This is a genomic window from Arthrobacter sp. MDT2-34-1 (assembly GCF_059091365.1).
Map to the genome: position 1 here is coordinate 1,730,979 of NZ_JBNHGO010000001.1, position 15,899 is coordinate 1,746,877.

General features: G+C 68.1%; 16 protein-coding genes and 1 riboswitch. Of the genes, 9 read left to right on the plus strand and 7 right to left on the minus strand.

Features of this window, described 5'->3' with window-relative positions; genetic code table 11:
• Window positions 1–82 precede the first annotated feature (82 nt).
• The 6 genes from AC5RVV_RS08050 to AC5RVV_RS08075 all read left to right on the plus strand — a co-directional run bounded on the left by AC5RVV_RS08050 (window position 83) and on the right by AC5RVV_RS08075 (window position 4,669).
• Window positions 83–901, plus strand: coding sequence for an amino acid ABC transporter substrate-binding protein (locus AC5RVV_RS08050; RefSeq protein ID WP_494000806.1), 819 nt, complete (start codon window positions 83–85; stop codon window positions 899–901).
• Between the two features lie 43 nt (window positions 902–944).
• On the plus strand, window positions 945–1,604 hold the full coding sequence (locus AC5RVV_RS08055; RefSeq protein ID WP_494001307.1) for an amino acid ABC transporter permease: 660 nt from the start codon (window positions 945–947) through the stop codon (window positions 1,602–1,604).
• Window positions 1,591–2,397, plus strand: coding sequence for an amino acid ABC transporter ATP-binding protein (locus tag AC5RVV_RS08060; RefSeq protein ID WP_494000807.1), 807 nt, complete (start codon window positions 1,591–1,593; stop codon window positions 2,395–2,397). Before AC5RVV_RS08055 ends, AC5RVV_RS08060 begins: the two co-directional genes overlap by 14 nt.
• Before the next feature lie 266 nt (window positions 2,398–2,663).
• On the plus strand, window positions 2,664–2,876 hold the full coding sequence (locus tag AC5RVV_RS08065; protein ID WP_494000808.1) for a hypothetical protein: 213 nt from the start codon (window positions 2,664–2,666) through the stop codon (window positions 2,874–2,876).
• 87 nt (window positions 2,877–2,963) lie between these two features.
• Entirely contained in the window at window positions 2,964–3,833 is an 870-nt protein-coding gene (locus tag AC5RVV_RS08070; RefSeq protein ID WP_494000809.1) for a prephenate dehydratase, read from the plus strand.
• Window positions 3,834–3,995: 162 nt separating this feature from the next.
• A riboswitch (SAM riboswitch) is annotated at window positions 3,996–4,110 on the plus strand.
• A 52-nt stretch (window positions 4,111–4,162) separates the two neighbouring features.
• Window positions 4,163–4,669: a flavin reductase family protein gene (locus tag AC5RVV_RS08075; protein ID WP_494000810.1), complete on the plus strand. Its 507-nt coding sequence runs from the start codon at window positions 4,163–4,165 to the stop codon at window positions 4,667–4,669.
• Window positions 4,670–4,718: 49 nt separating this feature from the next.
• Here the strand turns inward: AC5RVV_RS08075 and AC5RVV_RS08080 are convergent, their stop codons facing one another.
• The 7 genes from AC5RVV_RS08080 to AC5RVV_RS08110 all read right to left on the minus strand — a co-directional run bounded on the left by AC5RVV_RS08080 (window position 4,719) and on the right by AC5RVV_RS08110 (window position 12,128).
• Window positions 4,719–5,708: an aldo/keto reductase gene (locus AC5RVV_RS08080; RefSeq protein ID WP_494000811.1), complete on the minus strand. Its 990-nt coding sequence runs from the start codon at window positions 5,706–5,708 to the stop codon at window positions 4,719–4,721.
• A gap of 133 nt (window positions 5,709–5,841) precedes the next feature.
• Entirely contained in the window at window positions 5,842–6,858 is a 1,017-nt protein-coding gene (locus AC5RVV_RS08085; protein ID WP_494000812.1) for an alpha/beta hydrolase, read from the minus strand.
• Between the two features lie 187 nt (window positions 6,859–7,045).
• A complete protein-coding gene (locus AC5RVV_RS08090) occupies window positions 7,046–7,423 on the minus strand; it encodes a hypothetical protein (RefSeq protein ID WP_494000813.1) in 378 nt (125 codons plus the stop codon).
• 115 nt (window positions 7,424–7,538) lie between these two features.
• Window positions 7,539–8,471 (minus strand): cytochrome b/b6 domain-containing protein, encoded by a 933-nt coding sequence (locus tag AC5RVV_RS08095; protein WP_494000814.1) that lies wholly within the window; start codon window positions 8,469–8,471, stop codon window positions 7,539–7,541.
• Between the two features lie 132 nt (window positions 8,472–8,603).
• Window positions 8,604–9,311 carry a FadR/GntR family transcriptional regulator gene (locus AC5RVV_RS08100; protein ID WP_494000815.1) on the minus strand — a complete coding sequence of 236 codons (708 nt, stop codon included), beginning with the start codon at window positions 9,309–9,311 and terminating at the stop codon, window positions 8,604–8,606.
• Complete coding sequence (locus AC5RVV_RS08105; RefSeq protein WP_494000816.1) at window positions 9,308–10,654, minus strand: MFS transporter; 1,347 nt, start codon at window positions 10,652–10,654, stop codon at window positions 9,308–9,310. The genes AC5RVV_RS08100 and AC5RVV_RS08105 overlap by 4 nt, the downstream gene beginning before the upstream one ends.
• A 250-nt stretch (window positions 10,655–10,904) precedes the next feature.
• The gene (locus tag AC5RVV_RS08110) at window positions 10,905–12,128 is read right to left on the minus strand and encodes a glycerophosphodiester phosphodiesterase family protein (protein ID WP_494000817.1); all 1,224 of its coding nucleotides are present in this window, start codon (window positions 12,126–12,128) and stop codon (window positions 10,905–10,907) included.
• 190 nt (window positions 12,129–12,318) lie between these two features.
• On the opposite strand from AC5RVV_RS08110, the gene AC5RVV_RS08115 reads away from it, so the two are divergent.
• The 3 genes from AC5RVV_RS08115 (at window position 12,319) to AC5RVV_RS08125 (ending at window position 15,869) form a co-directional block, all read left to right on the plus strand.
• Entirely contained in the window at window positions 12,319–12,702 is a 384-nt protein-coding gene (locus tag AC5RVV_RS08115; protein WP_494000818.1) for an RNA-binding S4 domain-containing protein, read from the plus strand.
• A 332-nt stretch (window positions 12,703–13,034) separates the two neighbouring features.
• Window positions 13,035–14,441 (plus strand): NAD-dependent succinate-semialdehyde dehydrogenase, encoded by a 1,407-nt coding sequence (locus AC5RVV_RS08120; RefSeq protein WP_494000819.1) that lies wholly within the window; start codon window positions 13,035–13,037, stop codon window positions 14,439–14,441.
• 306 nt (window positions 14,442–14,747) lie between these two features.
• The gene (locus AC5RVV_RS08125) at window positions 14,748–15,869 is read left to right on the plus strand and encodes a fatty acid desaturase family protein (protein ID WP_494000820.1); all 1,122 of its coding nucleotides are present in this window, start codon (window positions 14,748–14,750) and stop codon (window positions 15,867–15,869) included.
• Window positions 15,870–15,899 lie beyond the last annotated feature (30 nt).

Here is a 15,899-nt window from a genome sequence, read left to right on the forward strand (position 1 = left end):
CGTTGTTGCACGTGGTAGCTTCAGCGTTTGCCGGCCACCCGCCGGTTGGCTCGTCGTCCCACATCACAAGGGGTTTTCCACCATGATTCGTCGTCGTTTGTCCGTCCTCGGTGCCGCCGCAGCCGCCGCCCTGGTGCTGGCCGGCTGCAGCACGTCCTCGCCGTCGGGGTCGGAGCCGGCGACCTCCTCCGCCGCGACCACGCTGCAGGAGATCCAGGACGCAGGCGTGATCACCGTGGGGACCGAGGGGACCTACCGCCCGTTCTCCTTCCACGAGAACGGCACCGGCGACCTGACCGGTTACGACGTAGAGGTCGTCACCGCGGTGGCGGACAAGCTCGGCGTCGACGTGCGGTTTGAAGAGACCCAGTGGGACGCCATCTTCGCGGGGCTGGAGGCGGGCCGTTTCGACGTAATCGCCAATCAGGTTTCGATCAACGAAGACCGCCTGGCCAAGTACGACTTCTCGGACCCGTACACGGTCAGCACCGGCGTCGTCGTCGTGAAGTCGGACAACAACGACATTTCCTCCCTGGCGGATCTGGAGGGCAAAACGTCCGCCCAGTCGCTGACCAGCAACTTCTACAAACTGGCCAAGGGCGCCGGAGCCAATGTCGAGGCCGTGGAGGGCTGGGCGCAGGCGGTTTCGCTGCTGGAGCAGGGCCGGGTGGACGCCACGGTCAACGACAAGCTGACCTACCTGGACTACCAGGCCACCAACGACAACAAAGACATCAAGGTAGCCGCCGAAACGGACGAAGAAACGCAGAGCGCCTTCGCCTTCCAGAAGGGCAGCGACGAGCTGGTGGAGGCCTTCAACACGGCGCTGGAGGAGCTGCGCGCCGACGGCACGCTGGCAAAGATCTCCGAGAAGTACTTCGGCGCGGACGTCAGCAAGTAAATCCGGCCGCTTCAAAGGGAGACGCTAACGTAACCGTATGGACATCGACTGGGAGCTCGTCGGCAGTTCACTCTGGCCTATAGTCCAGGGCGGGCTGACCGGCACCATCCCCCTCTCGCTGGCCAGCTTCGCCATCGGCCTGCTGCTGGCGCTCGTCGTGGCCCTGATGCGCTTGAGCCGCAACCGGATCCTGGCCGGCATCGCGCGCGCCTACGTCTCGGTGATCCGCGGCACCCCGCTGCTCGTCCAGCTGTTCGTGATCTTCTACGGTCTGCCGTCGATCGGCGTGGTGCTTGAACCGTGGCCGAGCGCCATCATCGCGTTCTCCCTGAACGTGGGCGGCTATGCGGCCGAAATTATCCGCGCCGCGATTCTGTCCGTCCCCAAGGGCCAGTGGGAAGCCGGCCACACCATCGGCATGGCCGGCACCACCACCCTGCGCCGCATCATCCTGCCGCAGGCCGCGCGGGTGTCGGTGCCGCCGCTGTCCAATACGTTCATCTCGCTGGTCAAGGACACCTCCCTCGCTTCCCTGATCCTGGTCACCGAGGCGTTCCGGGCCGCCCAGGAAATCGCGGCGTTCAGCCAGGAGTTCATGCTGCTCTACATTGAGGCCGCGGCGGTCTACTGGGTGTTCTGCCTGGTGCTCTCCGCCGGGCAGTCCCGACTGGAGAAGAGGCTGGACCGCTATGTCGCCCACTGACGTCCCCTCCGCCGCCGCTTCGCAGCCCGGCTCCGCCGCAGGGCCGGTGCTCTCCGTAGAGGGGCTGCGCAAGTCCTTCGGCAGCAACCAGGTGCTCAAGTCCATCGACCTCTCCGTCCAGACGGGCGGGGTACTGGCCCTGATCGGACCCTCCGGGTCGGGCAAAACCACCGTGCTGCGCTGCCTGAACGGCTTGGAAATCCCCGACGGCGGGCGGGTCGCCTTTTCGGGCGGGCCGGCCGTGGATTTCGGTTCGCCGGTGAACCGAAAACAGATCGCCGCCCTGCGCGACCGAAGCGCCATGGTGTTCCAGCACTACAACCTGTTCCCGCACATGACCGTGCTGCAGAACATCATCGAGGGCCCGGTCCAGGTGCAGAAGCGGTCCAAGGCCGAAGCGGTGCGCGAGGCCAGGTCGCTGCTGGACCGTGTCGGGCTCTCCGGCAAGGAAGACCAGTACCCGCATCAGCTCTCCGGCGGACAGCAGCAGCGGGTCGGCATTGTCCGGGCGCTGGCGCTCAAACCTTCGCTGCTGCTGTTCGACGAGCCCACGTCCGCACTGGATCCTGAACTGGTGGGCGACGTGCTGCACGTGATCAAGGAACTGGCTGACGAGGGCTGGACCATGGCCCTGGTCACCCACGAGCTGGCCTTCGCCCGTGAAGTGGCCAGCGAAGTGGTGTTCATGGACGGCGGCGTGGTGGTGGAACGCGGACACCCCGAACAGGTGCTGCGCGAACCGCGGGAGGAGCGCACCCGGCAGTTCGTCCACCGGCTGCTCAACCCGTTCTAGGACCGGGTTCACTTCCGGCTGCCCCCACCCTCCCCCCGACGGCTCCCTGCATCCGCGGGGGGGGTCCCGCCTGCACCGGTCCACAGCACCACGCCGCCACGCCGGGTGTGGCGCACGCCACGCCGGTGCGAAATTCATCTGATGTCATCTGGGATGGCAGAATGTAAAGTTCCATGCACCGTTCCGCATGGCAGGCTCGTTCCGGCCGGAAGCTTCCATCCCGCGTTTCTCCTGCGCGGAAACCTCCGGCCACGAAAGGCAGAACCATGGCCACTTCCCTGGCTACCAAGTCGTTGACCGCACAGACGGCTTCCGAAGCGCACGATCTCCTGAATGCTGCGGTCGAAGAGTTGCAAAAGCTCGCCGCCATCGACGGCGATTGCGGCATCTTGGTCACTCGCACCGGCCCCGGGCAGTTTACGGTGGAGCTGAGCGACGACGTGCCCTACGGCATCACCCAGGAATCGCATCTGTACTAAGCGGTTGGCGGGCCGGTCCCGGTTATATGACGCCGCCCGGTTGCCCGGAATGAAGCGCCGGCCCGCCCCGGTGGGATAATTTCGCCCATGGCTCCAGCGATTGCGTACCAAGGTGAACCCGGCTCGAACTCCCACATGGCTTGCCTGGAAGTGCGCCCCGGTTGGGAAGCGGTGCCGTGTGCCAGCTTCGAGGATGCGTTCGCTGCCGTCACCGGCGGCGAGGCGGAACTGGCCATGATCCCCATCGACAACTCGATCGCCGGGCGGGTGGCGGACATCCACGCCCTGCTGCCGAAGACCACCCTGCAGATCGTGGAGGAATTCTTCCTGCCCATCCGTTTCAGCCTGCTGGGCGTACGCGGGGCCACCGTGGAGCAGGCCCGGGAGGTGCACAGCCACATCCATGCTTTGGGCCAGTGCCGCAAGCTGATCCGCAGGCTCGGGCTCACTCCGGTCATCGCCGGCGACACCGCCGGTTCGGCCCGGGAGGTGGCCGAATGGAAGGACCCGACCAAGGTCTCCCTGGCGCCGCCGATGGCCGCCGAACTCTACGGCCTGGAGGTTTTCGCGGAAAAGGTCGAAGACGATCCGACGAACACCACACGGTTCGTGGTGCTGGCCGACCGCCGGCCGGTCCCGTCCCGCGAGGAACTTCCCGGTCCGGCCGTGACCAGCTTCGTGTTCCGCGTGCGGAACGTGCCGTCCGCGCTGTACAAGGCGCTGGGCGGTTTCGCCACCAACGGCATCAACATGACCCGGTTGGAGAGCTACATGGTGGGCGGCGAGTTTGCCGCCACCATGTTCATGGTGGACGTCGAAGGCCACCCGGACGATCCGGCCATGGTCCACGCCTTCGAGGAACTGGACTTCTTCACCACCGAAATCCGCATCCTGGGCGTCTACCCGGCGCATCCGTTCCGGCAGCAGACCGTGCGCCCGGGCGCCGCCGCGCAGTAGCCGTGGCGCCAGCAGTCGGACAGTAGCCTTCGGGGCAGCAGCCGTCGCACGGCCGCCCGTCGGGCAGCAGCCACCTCGCGTGGCCCGGGAGTAAAACGCTGCATTTGACGAACTGTTACCGGCGTTTGACCCAGGCCCTTCCCCGCTCTTAGCGTGGAGACGAATCAAGAGCGCCAACTTCACAGCCCTGGCTGGTTGGCCGGCAACCCTCTACCGTAGCGGGGTGCTCCAGGTGATGATTCGGCCCGCCGGGGATGTCGGCAGGCAAGTACGCGTATCCACCCGCAGCAGCTCGGCCGCAGCGGATGCGCCCAAGCCCCAAGGACGCCATGTCGCTACACCATGACCTGACCCCCCACACGTTGCGCTCCGCCTTCGGCCGGTTCCCCTCGGGCATCGCGGCGCTGTGCGCGACCGTCGACGGCGAGCCGCAGGGCATCGTCGCCTCCTCGTTCACCGTGGGCGTCTCCCTCGAGCCGCCGCTGGTGATGTTCGCCGTGCAAAACACCTCACGGACCTGGCCGCTGGTCCGGCGGGCCAACCGGATCGGCGTCTCGGTGCTCGGCACCGGGCACGACGGCGTCTGCCGCCAGATCGCGTCCAGGACCGGTGACCGCTTTGCCGGCCTGAGCCTGCACGGCACCGACGACGGCGCGCTTTTCCTCAACGACGCGGCGCTCTGGCTGGACTGCTCGGTGCACCAGGAAGTCCCGGCCGGGGACCACCACGTCGTGCTGCTGCAGGTGCACGGACTGTCCACGCACGACGGCACCCACGAGCCCCTGGTCTTCCACGATTCCGCGTTCCGCCGGTTGGAACAGCCGGCCTTCGTCTAGGACGCATGGTCCCGGCCCCGCCCGCAGCTGCGGGGCCGGGCGCGGGCAGCTAAGGCAGCGGCCTGCCTCGGGCCGCCACCCACAGGGAGTACCACTCCTCGCGGGTCATCGATGCTCCAACCGCTTCCGCCTCGGCACAGGCCCGGATCCGGTCCGGGCTGCTGGTACCGACGACCGGCCGGATGCCTGCCGGATGCCGCAGCAGCCAGCCCAGCACCACGGCCTCGGGCGGGCACCCCTTGTCCCGGGCAAGTTCCGTGACCAGGGCTGCCGCTGCTTGATCCGCCGGGGGAGAGGCATCCGCGGGCGCGGAAGCATCCGGTGTCGCGGCCTCCGCTGCCGCACGCCCGCTGTACCGGCCCTGGGCCAGCGCTCCCCAGGCCTGCAGCTCCACCCCGTGGGCGGCGCAGTATTCCAAGGTGCCGTGCGGGAAGCTGATCCCCGGTCCCTCCGGGTGGTTCACCAGCACCCCTGACTCCAGCCAGTCGCGTCGGTACAGGCTCATTTCCAGCTGGTTCACCGCCAGCGGTTCATCCAGCGCCGACTGCAGCCAGCGCATCTGTTCGCCGGACATGTTCGAGACACCAAGGCGGCGGACCTTCCCGGCCATCCGAAGCTCGTTGAACGCCGCGGCGATCTCTTCGGCCGGCGTCAGCGGATCGGGCCGGTGGATCAGCAGCGTATCCAGGTGATCGGTGTGCAGCCGGCGCAGGCTCTCGTCGGTGCGGGTCAGGATGGCTTTCCGCGAGGAGTCGTAGTGCCCGACCATGCCGGGGGCCGGCAGCCGGATGCCGCATTTGCCCTGCAGCCGGATCGAGTCGCGCAGCTCGGGACTTCCGGCCAACACCCGCCCGAACGCGGCCTCGGCCTTGCCGTGGGCGTAGATGTCGGCGTGGTCGAACGTCGTGATCCCGGCCTCCAGCGCCGCCGCCACGGCCGCGTGCGCGGCCGCCACATCGGCCGCTTCCAGCGGCCCGCTCCCCCAGCCACCACCCAACCCCATGCAGCCGAATATGAGGCGCGAGCCGGCGTCGTTCATTGAAAGTTCCCCCTTCGCTGGACAGGTTTCCAGCGTACGACGGCGGTGCCCGGGGAGGCGTCGGCGCCGGCCGGGTGATGCAGACACCGAAGAACACTCCTCGTAGCGGGGCGCCGATTCAACTCGGGCGGCATCAGCCGGTGTGGCGACGGAGGAACGCCACGCTGCGCTCCAGCACCTGCCACGCCGCTTCCAACTCCAGGTTGAACTGGAACTGGTGCCCTAGGCCGGCCTCCGTGTGGGGGAAGAACTCCTCCACGGCCGCGCCCTTGATCCGCAGCGCTTCGACCAGCCCGAGCGAGTGCGGCAGCAACGGGTCCGTGTTGCCCGCTGACACGAAAGCCGGCGGGTAATCGGCGCCCACGTGCTTGGCCACGGAGGCCAGCGCGACGTACGGACGCTCCAGATAGTCTTTGGCCCCGGTGTAGGACCACAGCACCGTGCGCAGGTAATTCTGGTTCCCGGCCTGGTCCGCCCCGGCGAGCGAGAGGTCGTACGCCCCGCAGTGCAGCAGCACCGCGCGCAGCCGCTCCGGCTTCATGGGCGAGGCAATGCCGAGCCTTTTGGCATAGTCGGGATCGGCGATGACGAGCGCCAGTTGCGCGGCAATTTGCGCGCCCGCCGAGTCCCCGGCCAGCACGATCCGCTCGGTATCGATGTGAAGCCGCTCGGCATTGTGTTCCAGGTAGCGCAGCGCGGCGGCCGTCTGGCGCACCGGCGCGGGGTAGCGGCGCACGTGGGCCAGCGAATAGTCCACCCCCACGGCGGTGAAGCCGTAGGAGGCGAGGATTCGAAGGTAATTGGCGACGTCGTTCTTGGTGCCGGAGATCCAGGCCCCGCCGTGGATCCAGACAATTGTCGGAAGACGCAGCGAATCCTCGGCCGCCTTGTCCGGGAAGAACACGTCCAGGCGGGTATGCCCGTGGTTGCTGAGGTATTCCTGATCCAATACTTCGCTGATTCCGTCCGGCACGTGCCGGGCCATCGCGCGGGCCGTGCGCCGGCCGTCCCGTTCCGACAGCACCCGCAGCAGCACCGCCAGCGGCCGGGGGCTGAAGCGCAGCCACAGGACCAGGCCGCCGGCAAGGGCCGCCGGGACGGTGACGAGCACGGCAACTGCTGTCAGTGCGCGGCGGATACGGACCTGCATGGCTTCCTCCGATCGGCCGGTAGTGAACCAATCGTGAGCCCGCCCCGCCCGCGGGGCAAGCCCCTCCCCTGCCTGACCGTCAATCGCCGGACCCCCCCCGCCCGCGAAGGGCCGTGAGGCCCGCAAACGGCTGGACGGCCACCGACGAAAAGCCTTGCAGCTCGCCCGCCAAGGGCGGGAAACCACGTCAACCGAGGGCAACCACCAGGCTCAGCGCGGCCAAGACCAGGGCGACCGGCGTCATGGTCCACCGCTCGGGCTTGCTGCGCGAGATGGCGTTCATCAGGACGCCGACGAACAGGTACGCGGTCAGGACCCAGCCAAGAACGAGCGACGCGGTCTCCGGCAACGCGTCGAGAAACTGCGCGCGGTCCATGATGACGAACACGAAGAACGCATACAGGAGCACCGAGACCGCGCTCCCGATGCGCAGCTTCGCCGGCAGGATGCGGTGGCTTCCTCCCCAGGCGAACCGGCCCAGCGGCAGGCCCGCGGCCAGCAGGATCTGGAAGACGGCCAACAGCGCGAAGACAAGGCACGCGGCGATGGCCGCAACGGTGATCATGGCGAGCAGTGTAGCGGTGCAGCCTTCAGCCGCGGTCAGGCGGTCAGCGGCTGGCGGTAAGGCGGCGGCCACGCGTGCCACGCGGTCAGCGGCCGGCGATCAGGCGGCCGCGCGGTCAGCGGCTCGTGACCTTGCCCGTCAGCGAGGCGATCGGGCGCAGGAAGATCGGCCGGGCCAGGAACCAAGCCGCCACGGTCACCGCGACGGAGGCGGCAAAGATCCAGAAACCGGTCCATCCGCCGTCGTCCGTGGCCGCATACATGTGGTTGAGGTTGCGCAGCGCGCCGGTGGCCAGCACCAGGGTCACGTGCACGATGATGAACAGCACGAAGTACACCATCACCGGGAAGTGGATGGCCCGGGCCGCCTCAATCGGGAAGTATTTGTTGACCGCGGCCCGCTTGGGCCAGGCGGCCGAGGTGCGCAGGCCGGAGACGATGGCCAGCGGGGCGGCGATGAAGACGGTGGCGAAGTAGGTCAGCAGCTGCAGCGCGTTGTAGTTCACCCACCCGTTCTCCAGCGGCCAGTCCAGCGAGGCGTACTGCAGCACCGCGGACAGCGCGTTCGGGAAGATGTCCCAACTGGTGGGCACAATCCGCATCCAGTGCCCGGTCGCGAAGATCAGCACCATGAAGACGATGCCGTTCAGCACCCACAACGCATCCAGCGTCAGGTGGAACCACAGGTTCAGGGTGATCTTGGTGGGCGCGTTCTTGGTCTTCACCAGGCCCTTGTTGTTGCGTGTCCAGTACGCCGGCGAGCGGGTACCGGCCCGTACCTGCAGGCCGGTGCGGATGATCAACACGATCAGGAAGAAGTTGAGGAAGTGCTGCCAGCCCAGCCAGGCGGGCAGCCCGACGGGCGCGGATTCGGGCAGTTCGGAACGGCCCGGGTAGGCGGCCAGGAAGTCCTGGACGCCCGGCATCGTGCGCATCCATTTGGCCAGCAACACCAACAGCAGGAGCACGACGACGGCGCCGGCCACCGCCGCGGTGATCTTCAGCCACGTCTTCCGGGTGCTCCCGGACGGTTTCGTCGAAGTGGACATCGCCAGCTTTCCTCGTTCCCTGCGTCCCGACAGTCCGGGCTTCGTGATTCAAGGTACCCCGGCGGGGCGGCATCATGCCACACGCGCGGCCGCGGCGGCCAGAGCCCGCCGCAGCACGGCGTGAGCATGGCGTTATTGGCCGTGCTGCGGCATCCATTTCAGGCAGTAGCGCAGGTTGGCGGTGACGGTCCGCACCGCGGCTTCTTCGTCTCCGGCCGCGATGGCGTCCGCGAGGTCCTCGTGTCCGGCGCGTAGGCATCCATCGAAGCCGTCCCGCAATCGCTGGGCCATCTTGGTCCCGTGGAACACATCGCCGAAGCTGCCGTACAGCTCGTGCAACAGCTGGTTGCCGGAGGCCTCGGCCACGGCCAGGTGGAAGTCCCAGTCCGCAGCGATCCAGCCTTCCAGGTCTTGTTCGGCCCACGCATGCCGGCGCCGGGCCAGCCTCTCCCGCAGCGCCTCCACGGCGCCGCCGGGGCCCGACGGCTCGGATCGCGACGATTGCGCCGCCAGCCGCGCCGCCTGGGTGTCGAGCGCGAAGCGCACCTGGAGCACGTCCTCGTCGTCGTACTCCCGGTAGGCGCGGCGGGCGGTGCCGCTGATCTCGCTGGTGGCGCGCACGTACGTGCCGTCGCCGCGGCGCACCTCGAGCATCCCGGCGTGGGCCAAAGCCTTGACCGCCTCGCGCAGCGTGCCGCGGGAGACGCCCAGACTCGCCATCAGTTCCGGCTCCGAAGGGATCCGGGCACCCAGCTGCCACCGCCCCGCCGCGATGGACTCCCGCAGCCTGGACGTCACTTCCTCCGCGAGCGGCGGCCGCTGGAGCGGGCCGGACCTCACGGCCGCGCCTCCCGCACCAGGCCGCTGACCGCATGGGCCAGCAGCAGTTGCATCGCCGCGCCGGCCACCAGGAGCACCAGCGGGATGGTCCAGTCGGCGAGTGCATCGTGCAGCAGGCCGAGCCCGAACGGGCCCAGTGCGGCGAAGAGGTAGCCGACCGATTGGGCCAGCGTGGACAGCGCGGTGGTCTCGGCCGCGTCCGAACCGCTGCGGCTGATCACCAGCATCAGCAGCGGGAAAACCCCGAAACCCAGTCCGATCAAAACCGCGGGCAGCACGGCGAGCTCGGCAGGCAGCACCAGCAAGGCGAGGTAGCCCACCAGCGACGCCGCGCAGGTCATCATGAAAGCCGGCCGCAGCAGGCCCGGCCGCGCCGCCATGGACAACAGCAGCACGACGGCGGGGATGGACACCAGCTGGACCAGCGCGAGCAGCTGCCCGGCGGCCGCGGCATCCACCCCGCGCGAGATCAGGATGTACGGCAGCCAGCCCATCACGGAATAGACGAGCAGCGCCTGGATGGTGAACAGGCCGGTGAGCAGCGCGCCCTTGCGCGTGAGCAGCAGCGGCCACGGCGACGAATGGACTCGCGTCGGTGTGCCCGACCCGCGCCTGCCGACCACGGCCATGGGAAGGAACACCGCGAGCCCGACGACGGCCAGCAGCGCCCAGACGGCCAGCGCGAGCGACGGCGAGTCCAACTGTGCGGCCAGCGGGACGCTGACGGCCGCGGCCAGGGTGGCGCCGACGGACATGGAGATGGTGTAGGCCCCGGTCATCGTCGACGGCCGGTGCGCGAAGTACTTGCGGATGAACGCCGGCAGCGCCACGTTGCAGACCGCCAGTCCGGACATGGACACCACCGTGCCGGCCAGCAGCATCCCGACGGATTCGACTCCGCGCAGGCCCAAGCCGGCAATCAGCAGTGTCAGCGCGAGTGCGATGGCGCGTTCCAGCCCCATGCGGCTGCTCAGCCAGGCGGTCGCGGCTCCGGCCACGGCGAAACACAACACGGGAACGGTGGGCAGCAGTGCGGCGACCAGCGGCCCGTACCCCAGCAGCTGCTGCAGGTCGTGGAAGAGCGCGGCCGCGCTGGCAATACCAGCCCGGAGGTTCAACCCGATGAGTATCACGGCGGCTACGGCCGCGGCAATGAACCAGCGGCGGTCCGCGGCGGCGGGCGCCGGGGCAGGCTCCTGCACGTTGAGCTCCGGCACCAGGGCCTCGGCGAACTCCCGCGGAGCCTCGTCGCTGCCCGGCGCATGGTCGCCGCCCGGCGCGTGGTCGCTGCCCAGCGCGTGGTCCCCGCTGCTGCCGCCGCTGGGCCGTCGCTCTAAAATCATTCTCTAAACGTTAGACGTTTGATGTCTGAGCACCAAAATGCCCGGTCCGCCAGGCAGGGCCGGCCGGAATGGCACGCGGCGAGAGCACAGCCGTCGGTACTTTGGGGGACGCCCGGTCCGTCCTCCCGCCGCCCGGCGAGAGCTTCGCCGTCGCAGCTTCGGGCGCACGTTTGGGCAACGCGATTAACGAGGCCCGCACCTCGGGCAAGGCCGCCCGAGGTGCCGGCGTCGGAGCTGCAGAACCTGCCGCCTAGTTGGCGAAGACGTCCTGCAGCGTGCCCTGCGGGGCCCACAGCGCAATGGAGTCGCCGGTGTTGTTCAGTACTGACGCGGTGCCATTGTTGTAGTAGGCCTCGGCGCTGTTGGTGCCGGGACCGGTGTAGACCCGCAACTCCGCGCCGGGGGCAAGCACGTAGCCCTCGCCCACAGCCAGGATATTGTTCGCCGCGTCGCGGATGATGTAGCCGCTGGCGTCGATGCTGTGGTTGGCGGTGTTGCGCAGCACCACGTGCTCGCCGGTCTCCGGCTGAACGTCGCTGCCGGCGGGGTCATTCACCGCGCCGGCGATTTCCAGGCCGGTGCCCGCGGGGAAGGGCTTCCGCCCGTCCAGGTAGCGCATGGTCTGGATCGGGAAGTCACCGGTGACGGCATCGACGCCGAGGTCGACGGAGTGCTGGACGGCCTCGGGCGAGTTGGCGGTGTAGACGCCGACGACCAGCCCGGCGGCCTTGGCGTCTGCAACATTTTGCGCCGTCAGGGTGCGGTAGTTGGTGCCGATTGAATCGGCAAAGGCCGCCCAGGATTCCAGCGTGGCCGGACCCGGGACGGTGCTCGAGAGCTGCTGCAGCGCGATCTCGGGGGCCAGGTCGGCGAAGGTGCGGTTGGAGGCCTCGTCGAAGCCGAGGACCTGGACCTTGTCGGCGGCAACAAGCTTCGTCCAGGCGGCATCGGTGCGGAGCTCGTCGGCGACGAGCTGTTCGATGCCCGGGGAGTTCTTCGGCGACTTGATTTCGATGTACACGCCGGTCTTCACCGTGGCGATCTTCGCCGCGTCATCCAGGTGCGGGATCCGCTCCCCCTGGTACTTGGCGCCGAAGTAGGATCCGGCGTCGAGCTGCTGCAATTCATCCCAAGTAAAGGACGTGATGGGGTCCCCGGCACGCTCGGGAAATACTTCCTCCACGTTGGTGGTCCGGGCCGGAGTGTCGTCGTGGAACAGGAACGGTACGCCATCGGCGCTGAGCTGGACGTCGATCTCGAAGAAGTCGGCGCCGGAGGCGCGCCCGTCCTTGAAGGCCGCAACCGTATTTTCGGGGGCGGTGCCGGCGGCCCCGCGGTGGCCGATCAGCAGCGGGGCTTCATCCTGCCCGCCCGGGTTGTTCTGCGCGCCGGCCGCCGGGGCGGCCACGAGGGTAGCGCCGACGGCGACGGCCGCGGCGGAGGTGGTCAATGTTTTGAGCAGGCGAGATGCCATGGGATATGACGCCCTTCGTAGTGGTTGTCCGGGTTTCCCCGCCATCGAGCTTCACAGCGCCAGTGGACCTGCGGGCCAACTGGCTGTGAACTCGCAGTGAAAGGAAACACCGCCCAAGGGCCGGGGCGCGGCGACGGCGCAATCGGACCGCCGCGGGATGCCGCCGCGGCGACGCTAGACTCGGAGTGGCATGAACACTTCCGCCAATACCCCGAGCTCGGTGCGCGTCGATGCGTGGCTGTGGGCCATCCGCGCCTACAAGACCCGTTCCGCGGCCACCGCCGCCTGCCGTGCCGGACACGTCCGGCTTAACGGCAACCCGGTCAAGGCCTCCCAGCCGGTGGTCCCGGGCGACACCCTGCGGGTGCGGCAGCCCGGCTACGAACGGATCCTGGAAGTGCGCCGGCTGATCGCCAAGCGGGTGGGAGCCGAGGCGGCCTCGCACTGCTTCACGGACCACACGCCGCCGCGCCCGGCGATGCCCTCGCTCGGAATCCCGCAGCGCGACCGGGGTGCCGGCCGGCCAACCAAGAAGGACCGGCGGGAGATGGACAGGCTGCGCGGCCCCCGCTAGGAACGGGAGCGCGGAAGCAGTTCGGTGGTTTCTTGGAACGGGAGCCCGGCGGCGCTTCGGCGGCCGCTGGGAACGGGAGCCCGGAAGCCGTTCGGCGGCCGCTCAGGACGGGAGCCCGGAAGCCGTTCGGCGGCCGCTCAGGACGGCCGGATGGCCCGATGCTGCACCGATCGGCCCGCGCTGCCCGTCAATTCACGCCGCGCCGGGCTTCTTACTTCCATGCCGTGAGCGTAACTCACTTCACATAACCGGCCGGACGGTACAAGATGGAAACCGGAGACGGCCGCGCCGCCGTCCCGCTGCTATGTCATTATCTGAAGGAGATCAGGGCTGTGACCACCACTTCCCACGCCGCTTCATCCACCCAGCCGGGCTACCGGGTCCAAAACCCGTCCACCGGCGAGGTGGTCGAGGAATTCCCCACTGCCACCGACGCCGAGGTCAAGGACGCCCTCGCCAGGTCCCAGGCTGCCTACACAGCGTGGAAGGCCACGCCGATCACGGACCGTGCCAAGGTGGTGTCCCGCATTGCGGAACTGTTCACCGAGCGGGCCGACGAGCTCGCCGCGATCATCACCGAGGAAATGGGCAAGCCCCTGTCCGAGTCCAAGGGCGAGGCCGAGTTCTGCACCGACATTTTCAGCTACTTCGCTACTGAGGGCCCCGACCTGGTGGCGGATCAGGAAATCAAGGCCATCGGCGGCGGCCGCGCCATGATCCAGAAGCTGCCGGTCGGCCCGCTGCTGGGCATCATGCCGTGGAACTACCCCTACTACCAGGTGGCCCGCTTCGCCGCGCCGAACCTGATGCTGGGCAACACCATCATCCTCAAGCACGCCGAAACCTGCCCCCGCTCCGCCCTGGCCATCCAGAAAATCATGGACGACGCCGGCGTGCCCGACGGCGTGTACATCAACCTCTTCGCCAGCCACGAGCAGATCGCGGACATCATTGCCGACCCGCGGGTGCAGGGTGTCTCGCTGACCGGCTCCGAGCGAGCCGGCGCCATCATCGGCGAGCTCGCCGGCAAGAACCTGAAGAAGGCCGTCCTGGAACTGGGCGGCTCCGATCCCTACGTGCTGCTGGACACCGACGACGTCAAGGCCGCGGCCGAGCAGGCGTGGGCCACGCGCATCGAGAACACCGGGCAGGCCTGCAACTCCAACAAGCGCATGATCGTCATGGAGGACATCTACGACGACTTCGTGGCCGAGCTGACCAACCTGGCAAAGGACCTTAAGCCCGGTGACCCGGCCGAAGAGGCCGAGGGAACCTACGCCCCGCTCTCCTCCCGGGCGGCGGCCGAAGGACTGCACGAGCAGCTCAAGGACGCCGTCAACAAGGGCGCCACGCTGCACGCCGGCGGAACCCTCCAGGATGGCCCCGGCGCCTACCTGGCCCCGGCCGTCCTGACCGGCGTCACTCCGGAAATGCGCGCCTACCGCGAAGAGCTGTTCGGCCCGGTGGCCGTGGTCTACAAGGTCAGCAGCGACGAGGAAGCCCTGGAACTGGCCAACGACACCGACTACGGGCTGGGCGGCGTCGTCTTCTCCAAGGACGAGGAGCGCGCCCGCAAGATTGCCCAGCAACTGGAGGTGGGCATGGCCAACGTCAACGGCGTCGGCGAAGGCGCCGACATCCCGTTCGGCGGCGTGAAGCGCTCCGGCTTCGGACGCGAGCTTGGCCCGCTGGGCATGGACGAATTCGTCAACAAGCGCCTGTTCTACATCGCCGACTAACAGGTCCGGCATCGACTGATCAGCAGGCGCCCTTCCCGCTCGCGGGAAGGGCGCCTGCTGATCTTTGCTTTCTGAGACGGCCAGGGTTTGGAATGGCGGCGTGCAACAGCGCCTCAAAGTGCAGCCGAGATCCGCCCGCGACAGCCCCTTGGTCCTCACAGCCTGCGAATTTGGTCCGGATGAAGGCCGGGGCGCCTCCTACCGGTGACAGCCTTGCGCGGCGCCGGTACATTCACAACAGATGGTGCTGAAGCTTGACGGCCGGCTGCACCGACTGTATTTACCCCGCCGGACGCAAGGCATGTCATGGACTTTCAGCCCAAGCCCCAGACCAATACGGCTCCCCAGCCCAATTCCGCCCGCGAACCGGATCGCCCGTCCCGGGCACCCAACAGTATTGCTGCCGGGTACCTGGCCCTCATGGCCCGCATGAAGTCGGCGGGCTTGCTGAGCCGCCGCAGGGGCTACTACATCACCCTCTTCGCCGTGCTCATGATGCTGCTGGCCGCGGCGTGGACCGGGTTCTCGTTGCTCGGGAGCAGTTGGTTCCAACTGCTGATCGCGGCCGGGATGGGGATACTGTTCACCCAATTCGCCTTCCTGGCGCACGAAGCGGCCCACTGGCAGGTCTTCGAGAACAAGCGTGTCAACGAATGGGCTGCCCGGCTGGTTGGCACCTGCCTGGTGGGCATCAGCTACGCCATGTGGATGCGCAAACACACCAAGCACCATGGGTTTCCCAACACCGTGGACAAGGACCCGGACATCAGGACCGGGTCCATCGCCTTCCATCCTGATGCCGCGGCCGGGCGCCGCGGCGCGATGGTCCGTGTCACCCGGCTCCAGGGCTACCTGCTGTTCCCGCTGCTGCCGTTCCTGGGCTTCAGCCTGTACGCGGATTCCTTCAAGTACCTGGTCCGGCAGGCCAAGGTGGAGCACCGCTGGCTGGAGCTGGGCATCCTCGCGGCCCGCGCCGCCGTGCTGCTCACCGTGGTCTTCTGGCTTCTGCCCTTGGGGCAGGCGTTCGCGTTCATCGGCGTGCAGATGGCGGTCTTCGGCTTTTACATGGGCGCGTCGTTTGCCCCGAACCACAAAGGCATGCCGATCTATTCGAAATCCAGCCGGCCGGACTTCGTCACCCGACAGGTGACGGCCTCCCGCAACATCCGCGGCGGCTGGATGATGGACCTGCTGATGGGCGGTCTGAACCGCCAGGTCGAACACCACCTGTTCCCCGACATGCCCCGTCCCTGCCTGAGCAAGGCGGCGCCGATGGTCCGCCAATACTGCCGCGAGCACTCGATCCCGTACACGGAGACCAGCCTGCTGGCCTCCTATGGGGCGATAGTCCGCTACCTGGGCGCCGTCGGAATAGCCGCCTCCGATCCCTTCCACTGTCCGGTGGCGGATATCTACCGCCGGGTCTAAGCCCGCGCGGGCCCGGATTCCTAGCGCCGG